At 70.7% G+C, this 14,100-nt stretch carries 15 protein-coding genes and 1 pseudogene; 10 read left to right on the forward strand and 6 right to left on the reverse strand.

Features of this window, described 5'->3' with window-relative positions; translation table 11 throughout:
* The first annotated feature begins 2 nt into the window (after positions 1-2).
* Positions 3-1,016, forward strand: coding sequence for a glycosyltransferase family 39 protein (locus HDC93_RS34935; RefSeq protein WP_221517512.1), 1,014 nt, complete (start codon positions 3-5; stop codon positions 1,014-1,016).
* A gap of 367 nt (positions 1,017-1,383) precedes the next feature.
* On the opposite strand, the pseudogene HDC93_RS39475 reads toward HDC93_RS34935, so the two are convergent.
* The 4 genes and pseudogenes from HDC93_RS39475 to HDC93_RS34950 form a co-directional block, all read right to left on the reverse strand.
* Positions 1,384-2,103: pseudogene (locus HDC93_RS39475) on the reverse strand (FAD-dependent oxidoreductase); the annotation flags it as partial.
* A gap of 225 nt (positions 2,104-2,328) precedes the next feature.
* Complete coding sequence (locus HDC93_RS39480) at positions 2,329-2,637, reverse strand: FAD-dependent oxidoreductase (RefSeq protein ID WP_185014843.1); 309 nt, start codon at positions 2,635-2,637, stop codon at positions 2,329-2,331.
* Entirely contained in the window at positions 2,634-2,942 is a 309-nt protein-coding gene (locus HDC93_RS34945; protein ID WP_185014844.1) for a DUF427 domain-containing protein, read from the reverse strand. The genes HDC93_RS39480 and HDC93_RS34945 overlap by 4 nt, the downstream gene beginning before the upstream one ends.
* A gap of 344 nt (positions 2,943-3,286) precedes the next feature.
* Positions 3,287-3,829 carry a signal peptidase II gene (locus HDC93_RS34950; RefSeq protein WP_185014845.1) on the reverse strand — a complete coding sequence of 181 codons (543 nt, stop codon included), beginning with the start codon at positions 3,827-3,829 and terminating at the stop codon, positions 3,287-3,289.
* Between the two features lie 194 nt (positions 3,830-4,023).
* Between HDC93_RS34950 and HDC93_RS34955 the strand changes: the two genes are divergently transcribed.
* The 5 genes from HDC93_RS34955 to HDC93_RS34975 all read left to right on the forward strand — a co-directional run bounded on the left by HDC93_RS34955 (position 4,024) and on the right by HDC93_RS34975 (position 7,472).
* The gene (locus HDC93_RS34955) at positions 4,024-5,385 is read left to right on the forward strand and encodes an NAD(P)/FAD-dependent oxidoreductase (protein WP_185014846.1); all 1,362 of its coding nucleotides are present in this window, start codon (positions 4,024-4,026) and stop codon (positions 5,383-5,385) included.
* 27 nt (positions 5,386-5,412) lie between these two features.
* Positions 5,413-6,090, forward strand: a complete 678-nt coding sequence (locus HDC93_RS34960) for a haloacid dehalogenase type II (protein ID WP_185014847.1) — start codon at positions 5,413-5,415, stop codon at positions 6,088-6,090.
* 160 nt (positions 6,091-6,250) lie between these two features.
* Positions 6,251-6,559 carry a transposase gene (locus tag HDC93_RS34965; RefSeq protein WP_181802966.1) on the forward strand — a complete coding sequence of 103 codons (309 nt, stop codon included), beginning with the start codon at positions 6,251-6,253 and terminating at the stop codon, positions 6,557-6,559.
* Between the two features lie 128 nt (positions 6,560-6,687).
* Complete coding sequence (locus HDC93_RS34970) at positions 6,688-6,879, forward strand: IS3 family transposase (protein ID WP_185014848.1); 192 nt, start codon at positions 6,688-6,690, stop codon at positions 6,877-6,879.
* Positions 6,880-6,983: 104 nt separating this feature from the next.
* Positions 6,984-7,472 (forward strand): IS3 family transposase, encoded by a 489-nt coding sequence (locus HDC93_RS34975; protein WP_185014849.1) that lies wholly within the window; start codon positions 6,984-6,986, stop codon positions 7,470-7,472.
* 552 nt (positions 7,473-8,024) lie between these two features.
* Here the strand turns inward: HDC93_RS34975 and HDC93_RS34980 are convergent.
* A complete protein-coding gene (locus HDC93_RS34980) occupies positions 8,025-8,342 on the reverse strand; it encodes an anti-sigma factor (RefSeq protein ID WP_185014850.1) in 318 nt (105 codons plus the stop codon).
* Positions 8,343-8,486: 144 nt separating this feature from the next.
* Between HDC93_RS34980 and HDC93_RS34985 the strand changes: the two genes are divergently transcribed.
* The 4 genes from HDC93_RS34985 to HDC93_RS35000 all read left to right on the forward strand — a co-directional run bounded on the left by HDC93_RS34985 (position 8,487) and on the right by HDC93_RS35000 (position 12,758).
* On the forward strand, positions 8,487-9,041 hold the full coding sequence (locus HDC93_RS34985; RefSeq protein ID WP_185014851.1) for an RNA polymerase sigma factor: 555 nt from the start codon (positions 8,487-8,489) through the stop codon (positions 9,039-9,041).
* Complete coding sequence (locus HDC93_RS34990) at positions 9,041-9,346, forward strand: anti-sigma factor (RefSeq protein ID WP_260419939.1); 306 nt, start codon at positions 9,041-9,043, stop codon at positions 9,344-9,346. The genes HDC93_RS34985 and HDC93_RS34990 overlap by 1 nt, the downstream gene beginning before the upstream one ends.
* Positions 9,347-9,449: 103 nt before the next feature.
* The gene (locus HDC93_RS34995; protein ID WP_260419940.1) at positions 9,450-10,742 is read left to right on the forward strand and encodes an IS256 family transposase; all 1,293 of its coding nucleotides are present in this window, start codon (positions 9,450-9,452) and stop codon (positions 10,740-10,742) included.
* A gap of 288 nt (positions 10,743-11,030) precedes the next feature.
* A complete protein-coding gene (locus HDC93_RS35000; RefSeq protein WP_185014852.1) occupies positions 11,031-12,758 on the forward strand; it encodes a CocE/NonD family hydrolase in 1,728 nt (575 codons plus the stop codon).
* A 420-nt stretch (positions 12,759-13,178) separates the two neighbouring features.
* Here HDC93_RS35000 and HDC93_RS35005 read toward each other — a convergent pair.
* A protein-coding gene (locus HDC93_RS35005; RefSeq protein ID WP_221517518.1) for an IS5 family transposase occupies positions 13,179-13,984 on the reverse strand; the annotation gives its coding sequence in 2 pieces (ribosomal slippage) (positions 13,179-13,654 and positions 13,654-13,984; 807 coding nt in all).
* Positions 13,985-14,100: the final 116 nt, after the last annotated feature.

The raw sequence follows: 14,100 nt of genomic DNA on the forward strand, positions 1-14,100 counted from the left end.
CCATGGCGACCACCCCCACACGAACCCGCCCCCGTACACGGCCGCCCGCACCGGCCCCGCGAACCCCACCGGCATGGGCACCGGTCCTCGGCATCGCGGCCGGCACCGCGGCGGTGCTCCTCCTGCTCGCCGACCGCCACGGCTACGACGGCGACGAGCTGTACTTCATCGCGGCCGGCCGCCACCTCGACTGGGGGTACGCCGACCAGCCGCCCGGTGTGCCGCTGCTGGCGCTGCTGGCCGACACCCTCAACCCCGGCTCGCTGCGCGTGCTGCGGCTTCCGGCGATCCTCGCCACCGGGGCTGGGACCGTCCTGGCCGCGCTGCTGGCCCGGGAGCTGGGCGGGGACCGGCGGGCGCAGTGGCTGACCGCGGCCGCCCACGCCCTGGCCCTCGGCGCGCTGGGGCGGCTGCTGTCCACGGCCGCCCTCGACGTTCCGCTGTGGACGCTGCTGACGTGGCTGGTGGTGCGCTGGGTGCGGCTGCGCCGGGAGGGCGTGACATGCGACCGGCTGCTGCTCGCCGCGGGGGCCGTCGTCGTGGCGGCGATGCAGATCAAGTTCCAGATCGTGGTGTTCTGCCTGGCGCTGCTGGTGGCGGCGCTGCTGTGCGGGCCGCGCGGGCTCTTCACCCGGCCGCCGCTCTGGGCGGGCGCGGGGCTTGCGGCCCTGTCGGTCGCGCCGGCGCTGGTGTGGCAGCACCGGCACGGCTGGCCGCAGTTACGGATGGGCGAGGCGATCGCCGCGGAGGTCGCCCAGCGGGACGGGCAGGCGGGCAACCTGGCGCTGATGGCCCTGGGCCTGGGGCCGGTCCTGGGGATGGTGCTCGGCCTGTGCGGGCTCTGGCGGCTGCTCATGGACCGGGAGCCGGCCGGCTTCCGCTTCCTCGCCGTGGCCGCGCTGCTGGGAAGTTGTGCCAGATCGCGGCGGCCAGGGCCAGCACGCGCTGAGCGACGCGGACAGCTACGTCCTCGACGGTGCGCCCGCCGTGTTGTTCCAGGTGGAGCTGGCCCTTGAGGGTGTCGTTGACCGACTCGATCAGCTGGCGGACCTTCTTGAGTATCGGCTCGCCGGGCCGCAGGATCTCCTTCTTCCTCGACGGCCGCAGCAGCGTGACGCCCTGTGCGGACGGTGACCGCTCGAAGGACTTCGAGGCGAAGCCCTTGTCGCCGATCAGCAGCAGGCCCGGCCGCACCCGCACCAGCTCGGCATCGACCTCCAGCATCGCGGCCAGCACCTCGCGCTCGCCGAGCTTCGGATCGGCCAGCGCCCACAGGACCGGCATCCCGGCGGGAGTGCACACCAGGTACAGCCGCAGTCCCCAGAAGATGTCGGCGTAGGTGGGGTGGGGGTGGACGGTGGCCGCGTACGTCGATGCCGTCCACCCCAGGCGAACGGCGCTGGCCAGATGGGCGATGGTCTCCCCGGCACGGGGGGCGACAACGGTCGCGCCGACGATCTCGTCGCGCGGGCCCAGGACTAGGGTGGTGAAGCCGTCGGGACGCGCGTCGGAGACCGCCCGGTCCACCCGGTCATGGCGCAAAGTTCGGATCCTGGCTCGGCTGCCGTACCGCTCTCGCGCCCGGGCGTGGGTGAGTCCGACGCGGGCGACCTCCGGGTCGGTGAACGTGACCACCGGGACGGCCCGGTAGTCGATCGGGCGGCGCACGCCGAGCAGGGCGTCGGTGACGGCCGCGGCGGCCTGGACGCCGGCGAGGTGGGTGAACGCCGAGAGTTCGGTGACGTCGCCGGCGGCGTAGATCCGCGGGTTGCCGGTGCGCAGCCGGGCATCGACCTTGGCGTGGCCGCGTGTGGTGGTCTCGACGCCGGCCTCCGCCAGGCCGAGGTCCGTGGTGCGCGGGGTGCGGCCGGTGGTGACGAGCAGCCGGTCGAACGGCACCGGTCCGCTCCCGGTGTGCAGCACGCCGGGCTCGACGCGCTCAGCGGCCACCCCGGTCAGCACACGAAGACCGTCTGTCTCCAGGCGCGTGCGCAGCAGGCGGGCGGCATCGCCTTCCTCCTGGGGCAGCAGCTGGTCGGTCATCTCCACGATCGTGACCTTGGCGCCGAGTCGGGCGAACGCATGACCGAGCTCGCAGCCGATTGCTCCGCCGCAGCACCGCCAGCCGCCCGGGGAGCTCGGGGAGGTCCCAGATGGTGTCGCTGGTCAGCGGATGTGCGCTGGTGAGGCCCTCGACCGGGGGCAGGGCCGGGGCGGAGCCGGTGGAGATCAGCGCGAAGCGGAAGGCGATCGGGCGGCCGTCCACCTCGATCGTGCGCGGGCCGGTGAACCGGGCCTGGCCGAAGAGGGTGTCGATGCCCAGCGGGGTCAGCGACGCGGGGAGTCGTGCGGTTCGATCGCCGCGATCGCGGCGCGGACCCGGGCCATGACGAGGGCGAGGTCCGCGGGCCCCGGGTCGGTCTTCAGACCGTAGTCGCCGGTGCGGCGGGCGGCGGAGACGTCGGCAGCGGTGTGCAGCAGGGCCTTGGAGGGCACGCAGCCGGTCCACAGGCAGTCCCCGCCCATCCGGGCCCGCTCCACCAGCAGCACGCGTGCGCCGAGGCGGGCGGCAGTGCGGGCCCCAGTCAGACCGGCGCTGCCTGCACCGACCACCACCAGGTCGTAGCCCTCCCTCATGGCTTCGGCTCCTGGGTTCCCTCAACCCTTACGCCGTTCCAGAACGCCACGTGGTCCTTGATCCTCACAAGCCGGGCCAGGGGCCATGGGCCGGGGTAGTACCAGGCCGCGTCCGGGTTTTCCATCCCGTCGACGGTGAGCGTGTAGTAACGGGCGACGCCCTTCCAGGGGCACAGCGACCTGGTGGAGCTGCCGCGCAGGAATTCCTGGCGCACCGCGTCCTGGGGGAAGTAGTGGTTGCCCTCCACCACCCGGGTCCGCGGGGCTTCGGCGATCACCGCCCCGTTCCACACCGCTCGCATCATGGTCTGGCCCTCTTCCCTTCGCTACCGGCTGTCAGGTGCTCGGGCAGGGAAACCCGGTCGCCGACCTCCACCCTTCCCCTCAGCGCGCATCCGATCGCGGGCACTGGCCAGCGCTCGGCGGGAATGACGACTGGCGGGTGCCGGATTCCTTCGTCCCGCCTGGATGCGCCGCGGCCGACCCGGTGAGGAGAAGCCGAAGGTCTACCTCGCCGTCTGGAACGGTCAGGTCCTCTCCGAGAGCGAGAGCACCGTGAAGCCGGAGGGCAACCACACCTTCCCGCCGGGCTCGCTCGACTGGTGGCGACGCCGGGCCGGCCCCGCACCTGAGCAGCGGTCGGCCTCGGTCACCCGGCAGTGGAGACGCTGTGGCTTGGCGGGCTGGGCCGCGCCGTGCGGAGCACCAGCACCACCGTCACCAGCGCGCCCGCCCGCAGCGTCAGGTCCGCGATGTTGAACACCGCCGGATAGACGGGGAGCTGGATCCAGTCGACGACAGCGCCCCGCAGCGGGCCCGGTGCCCGCGCGAGACGGTCCCACCCATTCCCGGCGGCCCCGCCCGCCAGCAGCGCCACCACCGCGCCCCGGCTGCATGCCCGCAGGCCGGCTGCCACAAGTCCCACCAGTGCCGCGAGCGTGAGCAGGGTGATCGCGAGCGTCCAGGCGGCACCGACGCCGAACAAGGCTCCGCGGTTGCGCAGGAGTGACGACCCGAACAGTCCCATCCCGTGACCGGCTCGCTGGTGCAGGGCGACCGCACATACCTTCCCCGCCTGGTCTGCCGCCACCACTGCGGCGACGATGACCGCGAAGAACACCCGGTGGCGCTGCGGCCGGGGCTGGGCCAGGGCGGGCTGGGAGACGGCCATGGCGTCGGTCCTCTCGTACACGGCCGGCCGCTCCGGGCCGCCCCGGGGAAACCCGCCGATCCCGCCCCGCCCTTCCCGCAGCAGCCGGCAATCGCGGCAGCCAGGGACCGCGCGGGTGGGAGGAGGCGGCGTCCGGGGGAAGGCACGGTGGTGCCGCCGGGTTTCCAGGGCGGGCGGACGCCACGCCCTGCGCACCGACGAGGAGAGATCCGCAGATGACTGTGCACACTGACGTGGTCGTGATCGGGATGGGCCCCGGCGGCGAGCATGTCGCCGAACGTCTCGCCGACGCCGGGCTGGACGTCATCGGGGTCGAGAGAGAACTGGTCGGTGGCGAGTGCCCGTACTGGGCCTGCGTGCCCAGCAAGATGATGATCCGTGCCGCCAACCTGCTCGCCGAAGCCCACCGCATCCCCGGTATGGCCGGCCGTGCCACCGTGGTGCCCGACTTCGCGCCGGTGGCCGACCGGATCCGGAACGAGGCGACCGACGACTTCAACGACCAGGTCGCGGTGGACCGGTTCACCGGCAAGGGCGGCCGCCTCGTGCGAGGCCGCGGCACCCTGACCGGGCCGCGTCAGGTGAGCGTCGCCGGACACGAGTTCACCGCGCGCCGCGGCGTGGTGCTGGCCACCGGCACCCGCCCCGCGATCCCGCCGGTGCCCGGCCTGGCAGCCGCCCCGTACTGGACCAACCGGGACGCGATCGCCATCAAGGAGCCCCCGGCGTCGCTGATCGTGCTCGGCGGCGGCGCCGTCGGCGTCGAAGTCGCGCAGGCCCTCGCCCGCTTCGGCACCCGCGTCACCGTGATCGAGGCCCTCGACCGCCTGGTTCCGGCGGAGGAACCGGAGGCCGGCGAGCTCCTCGCCCACGTCCTGCGAGCCCAGGACATCCAGATCCACACCGGCGTCGCGGCCACCCGCATCCACCACGACCCGGCCACGGGGTTCACGGCGCAGCTCGCCGACGGAACCCGGCTGACGGGCGAGCGGCTGCTGGTGGCTACCGGCCGGCGCGTCGACCTGACCGGACTCGGCGTTGAGCACGTCGGCCTCGACCCACAGGCGCGGGCCGTCGCCGTGGACGGGCAGATGCGCGCCGGTGAGGGCCTGTGGGCGGTCGGCGACATCACCGGCAAGGGCGCGTTCACGCACGTGGCGATGTACCAGGCCGAGATCGCCGTCCGCGACATCCTCGGCAGCCCCGGCCCTGACGCCGACTACCGGGCGCTGCCCAAGGTCACCTTCACCGACCCCGAGATCGGCTCCGTCGGCCTGACCGCGGCCGAGGCCCGCGAGCAGGGCCTGAACGTGCGCACCGGCCTCACGCAGCTGCCCTCCTCGACCCGCGGCTGGATCCACAAGGCGGGCAACGAGGGCCTGATCAAACTGGTTGAGGACGCCGACCGCGGCGTCCTGGTGGGCGCCACCAGCATCGGCCCGACCGGAGGCGAAGTCCTGTACGGGCTCGCCGTCGCCGTCCAGGCTGAAGTCCCGGTCACCAGGCTGCGACACATGATCTACGCCTATCCGACCTTCCACCGCGCCGTCGAGGACGCCCTGGCTGCCCTGCGCTGAGCCTGAACAGAAAAGGAGCGACCCGTCATGCCGGTCACGACCCCGGACGTGGTGCTGTTCGACGTGAACGAGACTCTCGCCGACCTGTCCGCACTGCGTACCCGCTTTACCGACTGCCGGCTGCCCGCCGGCCTGCAGGCCACCTGGTTCAGCGCCGTGCTGCGCGACGGCTTCGCGCTGACCGCGGCGGGCGGCTACGCCCCCTTCGCCGACCTGGCCCGCGACCAGCTCCTGAGTCTGACCGACCGGCTCGACGACTGGGGAGGAAACCCCGAGCAGGCGGCCGACCACATCCTGGCCGGTTTCGACCGGCTGTCGTTGCACGCCGAGGTGCCGGGCGCCGTCCGTGCTCTGCACCAGGCCGGGTTCCGGCTGGCGACGCTGACCAACGGCAGCGCCGCCCACACCCGGCAGCTACTCGACCGGGCAGGCATCAGCGACCTGTTCGAGGCCGTTTTGGACGTCGCGGCACCGCGCTGCTGGAAACCCGGACCGGCCGCCTACCAGTTCGCCGTCGACCGGTTGGCCGTCAGGAAAGAGCGGGCGCTGCTGGTCGCCGTGCATCCCTGGGACATCGACGGCGCGCAGCGCGCCGGACTGAGCGGGGCGTGGCTGCGCCGGGGCGCGACCCGGTATCCGGTGTCGATGCTGCCGCCGGACCGCATCGCCGACGGCCTGGCCGACCTCGCGGCCATGCTGACCTGAGCCGGGCCGCGGCCAGATTTCTGGCCGGCTCGGTCGGCAAAGGCAGCGGGGCGTCGGTGTCCGTGTCGGGGCTCGGGAGGCTGTCGAGGGCCGAGCTTCCCCCGAGATGCGGAGTGAGTTGACAGGGGGTCAGATGGGACTCATGAGAGGAACATCGACCATGGCTGCCCCCAGAAAGTACTCGCTGGAGTTGCGTGAGCGTGCGGTACGGATGTACCGCACCGCCGATCCAAAGCCGCAGATCAAGAAGCTCGCAGTCGACCTCGGCGTGCATCCGGAGGCTCTGCGCGGCTGGATCCGCCAGGCCGAGGCGGACGCCGGGGAGCGTGACGACCGGCTGACCACCGACGAGCGCGCCGAGCTTGCCGCTCTGCGCAAGGAGAACGTCCAGCTCAAGCGGGCCAACGAGGTTCTGCGGACGGCTTCGGCTTTTTTCGCGGCGCAGCTCGACCCGACCCGGCCCAGGTGACTGCGCTCGTTGACGAGCACCCGCACCTGGGGGTCGAGTGCGTACTCCGGGAACTTTCCATCGCCTCCTCGACGTACTACCGCTGACGTCGTGCCGAGCGCGAGCCGTGCGAACGCCGGCGCCGGGACGTGGAACTCACCGAGCAGATCAAGGAGATCCACGCCGACTCGGGCGGGATCTACGGCTCACCGCGTGTGCACGCCGTGCTCAAGCGCGAGGGCGTCCACGTGGGGCGCAAGCGGGTCGAGCGGTTGATGCGCGAGGCCGAGATCGCGGGTGTCAGCCCACGCCGGGGCGGCTTCACGCGCCGCGATCCCTAGGCCACACTCGCCCCGGACCTGGTCGAGCGGGACTTCACCGCACAGGCGCCGAACCGGCTGTGGGTCACCGACCTCACCATGATCACCACCAGTGAGGGGCCCTTGTGGCTCTCTCGATCCGGGACGCGTTCTCCCGCCGGGTGGTCGCCTGGGAGACCTCCGCCCGCGCGGACGCCGACCTGGTCCTGACCACCCTCGAGTACGCGCTCGCGAGCCGGGAAGTCGAACCGGGCAAGCTGATCCACCATGCGGATCACGGCTGTCAATACACATCCGTGAAGCTCACAACCCGACTGCTGCGAGCGGGAGTTGAAGCATCCATGGGCTCGGTCGGGGACAGCTACGACAACGCTCTCGCGGAGAACCTGTGGATGATCATCAAGACGGAGTGCATCCGCGGCCGCGTCTACGCCACCCGGGCCGAGGCGAACCTCGCTCTGTTCGAGTACATCGACGGCTTCTATAACTTTCGGCGCATCCAGAAGCGGCTCGGCTACCTCAGTCCGGTCGAGTTCGAGGAGAAGCACTACGCCAACCAGGCAACGGCCGAACGAACGAACCTGAAACCCCGTAAACCCGCCCTGACCAGCTGATCAGCACCTCCCGCACGCCGGGGGAACCTCAGGCTTGCGCGCAGGGAGTCTCTGGGGCGATGGCCGGGTCACCGGCCGGTGGCCGATCCGAGGTAACCCCTGGCATCCGCAGTCCCGTGGGTATGTGGTTCGGGGCGAACCGGCGTGCAACGGCGTGGCTGCCGGTTCGCCCCAGTACTCCGGTGGGGCGGAGGCATCCGGGTCTGTCTATGGGGAGGTCGGGCCCTAGGGGACGGCTGGGTGGGGGTGGCCGTGGTCGCGGACGTCGCGTGCTGCCTGCCAGATGCACGGTGGTGTCCGCTCTGCCCGGTTCGGCCGAGGAAGAACGGGACCAGCAGCAGCCCGAAGATCAGCGGATGGATGAAGAACTCGAAGAGCTGGTCGGGTCCTTGCGGGTTGGTGAAGAAGGGGAAGACGGTACGGCCCAGGATTTCGATGTTCAGCACCCACAGGGCCAGGCCGTAGGCGAGCGCACCGCCGATGAGGACCACGGTGATGCGCAGCCACGGGCCTGGGGCCGCCGCCCCAGGACACACAACCGGCCAGGTGGGGTCAGCGTGGGCCGCTCGGGCCACTGCCTTCCGGGGCCGCCAGGCGGGCCGCGAAGCGCCTGATCCGAATCTCACTGAGGGATACCGGGGCCCGCAGCGGGCCGCCGCGAAGCGAGCGCTTGACCAGACGCAGCGTCTCGGCTTGGACACTGCAGGCCCAGCAGCGCACCAGGTGCGCGGCCAGCTCCGCGCGCCGGGCCGGGGCCAGCTCCCCGTCGACGTACGCGCCGACACTGCCGTGCAGGCGAAGGTGGCGCAGCTGCTCGCGGCACTGCACCCTGATCTCACGAAACCGTCCCCAGCCCGCCTGCCACGTCATGCAGGGGGAACCCACGCCCGACGCGGCAGCATTCCCCTTGCCGAAGTCATCCGGCGGTCGACAACAACCGAGCGGGATCGATCTGGCAGTGATGAAGGGAATGACCGTGGCGGGTCGCCGGGTTTCCGGCCCGTGGAAGAGGAAGTGGCGTCGTTGGAATCCGCCCGCGAGCAGGCGTTCACCCGGTACGTGCTGCCCGAGGTGGAGGTGTTGCTGCGGGTCGCGCTGTCGCTGACCTCCCAGCCCGCCGACGCCGAGGACCTGGTCCAGGACACCCTGCTGCGCGCCTATCGGTCAGCGGACCGTTTCGACGGCAAGCACCCGCGCGCCTGGCTGCTGACGATCATGCGCAACGTCGAGGTCAACCGGCACCGCAGGCGGCGCCCGCACCTGCTGGACGACCCCGACGCCGACCTGGACCGACTCGCCGTCGCCCCGGCCGGCGTGCCGCCCACCCCCGAGGAGGTCGTGGTCGGCGAGCAGTTCGACGAGGTCGTCGACTCCGCGTTCGCCGCCCTGCCGCAGCAGCACCAGCAGGTGGTGCGGCTAATCGACGTCGACGGCCTGACCTACGCGGACGCCGCGCGGTTGCTCGGCGTCCCCGAGGGCACGGTGATGAGCCGCCTGCACCGGGCCCGCAAACGGATAAGGAGCCGGCTCGCCGCAGCCGGACTGGCGCCCAAGCGAGGGATGATGTGATGCGCTGGCCCTGGCACAAGAACGCCGAACGCCGCCGGATGAACTGCCTGCAGGTCCAGCGCGTCCTGCAGTCCTACCTCGACGGCGAGACCGACGAGACCACCGTGCGCCGCGTGGCCGTCCATCTGGAGGACTGCCGCCGCTGCGGCCTGGAAGCCGCCGTCTACCGGGAGATCAAGAACGCCCTCACCCACCGCGAGGCACCCGACCCAGGCGCCGTCGACCGCCTCACGCAGTACGGCCGCTCCCTCCTTAACCCGCCCGCCGGCCAGGACGACGACACCCCGGCCCCCAGCAGCACCTGACTCCGGACACCGGGCTGCGCTGGAATGGCTGGGTCAGGCCACGGTGGGGCTTCGGGGGACTGTAAAACGTTCGGTGTAACTCCTGATCAAGGAAGATGCATCGATGACCAGTGAGAACGTGACCGAGGCCGAGTCCGTCGAGGCGGCTGAGCTGCAGGCGGCGAAGGCGGTGGACGACCAGCTCATCGACGAGCTGGTGGGCCGCGCCCAGGCCGAGGGCCTGCAGCTGACGGGTGAGGGCGGGCTGCTGCAGCAGCTGACGAAGCGGCTGCCGGAGTCCGCCCTCGAAGGCGAGATCACCGACCATCTCGGCTATGACAAGCACGATCCGGCCGGGAAGAACGGCGGCAACAGCCGCAACGGGACCCGGGCCAAGACCGTGCTCACGGACGTCGGCCCGGTGGAGATAGCCGTGCCCCGCGACCGTGAAGGCTCGTTCGAGCCGAAGATCGTCAAGAAGCGGCAGAAGCGTCTGTCCGGCGTCGACGAGATGGTCATCTCACTGTCCGCGAAGGGCCTGACGACCGGTGAGGTACAGACCCACCTGGCCGAGGTCTATGGCGCCGAAGTCTCCCGTCAGACGATCTCCACCATCACCGACAAGGTCATGGACGGCATGGCCGAATGGCAGAACCGTCCCCTCGACGCCGTCTATCCGGTGATCTTCATCGACGCGATCCACGTGAAGATCCGCGACGGCGCGGTGGCGAACCGGCCCATCTACATGGCCCTGGCCGTGACCGTCGAGGGCCGCCGCGACATCCTCGGCCTCTGGGCCGGCGACGGAGGCGAGGGCGCCAAGCACTGGATGCACATCCTCACCGAGATCAAGAACCGCGGCGTCAACGACGTCCTCATGCTCGTCTGCGACGGTCTCGAGGGCCTGCCCGTTGCCGTCGAGACCGTCTGGCCCCGCACCACGGTCCAGACCTGTGTGGTCCACCTGCTGCGGAACTCCTTCCGCTATGCCGCCCGCCAGGACTGGGACAAGATCGCTAAGCTCCTCAAGCCCGTCTACACCGCGGCGACCGAAGAGGCCGCGCTCGAGCGGTTCGCAGAGTTCGCCGATGCCTGGGGCAAGAAGTACCCGGCGATCGTGCGGCTCTGGGAGAACGCCTGGGAGGAGTTCACGCCGTTCCTCCGCTTCGACACCGAGATCCGCCGCATCGTCTGCACCACCAATGCGATCGAGTCCGTGAACGCCAGGATCCGGCGGGCGGTGAAGGCCCGCGGCCACTTCCCGAACGAGACCGCGGCCTTGAAGTGCGTCTACATGGCCATCATGCCGCTGGACCCCACCGGCAAGGGCCAGGCCCGCTGGACCATGCGCTGGAAGACCGCCCTGAACGCCTTCGACATCACCTTCGACGGCCGACTCTCCGCAGCCCGTCAGTAACCCCAACCACCCTGGTTACACCGTTCATTTGACAGACCCGCACGGTCGTGTTCCGGCGTGGAGCCTGGAGCCAGCAGTTCTCGAGGTGCTGTTTGGCAGGGGCCGAGCTGACCGGCGGGCCGTCCGGACGCTCGTGGGTCCAGGTAAAGGTAAGCGGGCAGCGTCCTGGCCTTGCCGGCAGAAGCGGTGCGAGGCGGTCGGGGGTACGGGTGGGTGGCAGGTGGCGCACCACTCGTTCGGGTGGTGGCCGCGATGTGCTCGCCGGAAGAGATCGCACGAGCGATGAACATGTCTCTGGCATTCCGTCACACCCTCGTCGCGAAAGGCGGCATCTTCATGCCGGTCAACGGATCCACGGAAAACCCGTTCGCTCTCAGCCCCGACGACGTCGCCCGGCTGGAGGCCATCCGGGCGGCGCTGCTCGACCCGTCACCGCGCCGGATCGGCATGCTCGACCAGTGGGGCCTCGCCGACACCTACGAGGTCCAGGCGGAGGTCGCCGAGTACCGGGAGTTCCCGATCGTCATGGCGGACGGGACCCGCATCGACGCCGGACTGAGCATGCCGCGCCGCCTCGCGCCGGGGCAGACCTGCCCCGCCGTCGTCATGCCCGCCCCGCTGAACGACCTCGGCCGCCTGGCCTACTTCGGCACCATCCCGCGCTGGACGCTCGGCGGCTACGCCGTCCTCACCTACAGCCAGCGCGGCCTGGCCCGCTCCGAGGGCGAGATCCAGGTCGCCGGCCCCCAGGACGTCACCGACGGTGTCGAGATCCTCAACTGGCTCACCGCGCTGGAAGGTGTCGACGCCGACCGGATCGGGTGCTTCGGCGCCTCCTACGGCGCCGGGACCAGCCTGCTGCTGGCCGCGGAGGACCCGCGCGTCAAGGCCGTCGCCGGCGCCAGCGCCTGGGGCGACCTGTTCACCTCCCTCTTCGAGAACGGCACCCGGCACGTATGGGCGTTCGAGGCGCTGGTGGCACTGTTCCACGAGGAGCGCTGCTCGACAGAGTTCCGCAATGTCATCGCCAAGATCCGCGACAACGTCATCGACGACGAGGTCAAGGAGTTCGCCCGGCTGCGCTCGCCGATGCAGCACCTGAAGACCTACAACGAGCGCCGGCTGCCGATCCTGATGACCACCTACTGGCACGAGACGATCTTCTCGGTGCCCGCCGTCATCGACTTGTTCACCCAGCTGCAGGGCCCCACGTCGCTGCTGGTGCAGATCGGCGACCACGGCAACGGCGAACTGCCCGGCCTGTTCGGCGCCATCTCCAAGCCCACCGAGATGACCTACCGCTGGATGGACCACCACCTCGGCGGCAGCGCCGGCGACGGTGCGAAGCCGCACTTCGGCATCCGCTCGGAGTACATGCACAACCTGCTGTCCGACCTCAGCCACCGCGACTGGGCCGACTACGCGCTGCCCCCGCAGCGCTTCCACCTCAGCGCCGTACCCGACGGTCAGCAGGACGCGCCCATGGCACAAGGCCAACCACAGCCGGGCTGGACCCGCTCCCTGCAGCCCGCCGGCCAGGACACCGGCATCGTCGTCGCCCCCAAGCTCATCCAGACCGGTATGAAAGAACGTGCGGGACTGCCCCACGTCTACCGGACCGCCGACATCAAACGCGACGTCGCCGCCATCTGGACGACCGCGCCGCTGGAGCACCCCATGCGCGTCCAGGGCGACCTGGAGGTCAGGGTCACCGTGAAGCCGCAGACGGACAACGCGACCTTCGTCGCCTACCTCCTGGACTGCAACCCCAGCACCGGCCGCGCCGCCATCATCACCCACGCCCCCTACACCCTCACCGACCAGCAGGCCACCACCGTCACCTTCCGCCTGCAGCCCGCCCACTACGTCCTGGGCAAGGGCCGCCAACTGCAGCTCGTCATCACCGGCTACGACCCCTTCTTCGCCGACGACACCACCATCCCGGCCGCCCTCGAGATCACCTCCCCGCAAGGCGACGAGTCCTACCTCGACATCCCCCTCGCCCCGCTGCCATAGCACCCAGCCGCACCCCGGGGGCAGGAGGCGCCCACAGGCACTCCCCCTGCCCCCGGTCCCGCGGGCCGGCAGCACCACTTTGCGCACGCCGTGGCCGCGCCGGAAGGAACGGGAACGGCGAAGCCGGCACGGTCGACTCGCCTCGTGGTTGGTCGAGATGCGCACGCCTCCGTCGGGTCTGATCGTGCGTATGCACATGGCGCTGGACTGTCGGTACGCTGTGCTGGACGCGTCGTCCCGGCCGCCACGGCCGCCCTGGCCACCGAGCGCCACCGCGCCGGATACGCACGGCAGGCAGCGGATACCTGATCACACGCCTTCTGTCGCGTCTGCGCGAAGGCATGCTGAATGCCGGGTGAAGGCCGCTGGCGCAACCGAGCGCTCCGGCAGTATCGGAATACTTCGGGCTTAGAGTGTGTCTCACGTGGCAGGTTGGGTCAGCTTCTTGTAGCAGGTCAGTGCGGCTGCGAGTCCGAGGAAGCCGAGAAAGTGCGAGCCCTTCCGCTCGTACCGGACGGTGAGGCGGCGGTAGCCGAAGAGCCGCGAGATCGACCGTTCGATCTTCCAGCGGTGCCGGCCAAGTCGCTCGCTGGACTCGATGCCCGGGCGGGCGATGCGCGGGACGATGCCGCGGCTGCGCAGCCACCTCAGGTGCTCGGCGGAGTGGTAGGCCTTGTCCGCGCGGAGCTTGCCGGGTCGGCGTCGGCGCGGCCCACGCCGCGACCGGATCGCGGGTATGCCCAGGACCAGCGGCAGCAGAGCCTGGCTGTCATGGACGTTCGCCCCGGACACACCCAGCGCCAGGGGTAATCCCTGGGCGTCGGACAGGACGTGCAGCTTGCTGCCCTTCTTGCCCCGGTCGACCGGATTGCGCCCGGTCAGCAATCCCCCCTTTTCGCGCGCACCGAGGCCGCATCCACGATCGCCGAGGTCCAGTCCACTTCACCGCGGGCACCGAGTTCGTCCAGGACCGCCCGGTGCAACCGTCTCCAGAGCCCAGCCTCGGTCCAGGCGGAGAACCGGCGGTGCGCTGTAGCGGGAGACACCTCGAATGTCTCGGGAAGATGCCGCCATGCGCACCCGCTGGTCAGCACGTACACCACAGCGGTGAACACGGCCCGCTCGTCGCACGGGGCGGTCCCACCGCCCTGCGGACGTGACGCGAAAGGCGGAAGCAACGGAGCAACCAGCGCCCAGAGTTCGTCAGGAACCAACCGCTGTGACAGACCGACACCCATGGCCAGGCATCATGCCGCATCCAACTCACGCCACGTGAGACAAGCTCTTAATGTGTTGCCGCTCGAGTGCCGACGCTACTCGCTTCTTCTTTGAGAGCGCCAGC

Origin of the sequence: Streptomyces sp. AK010 (assembly GCF_014207295.1) — a bacterium.
Taxonomy (GTDB): Bacteria; Actinomycetota; Actinomycetes; order Streptomycetales; family Streptomycetaceae; genus Streptomyces; species Streptomyces massasporeus.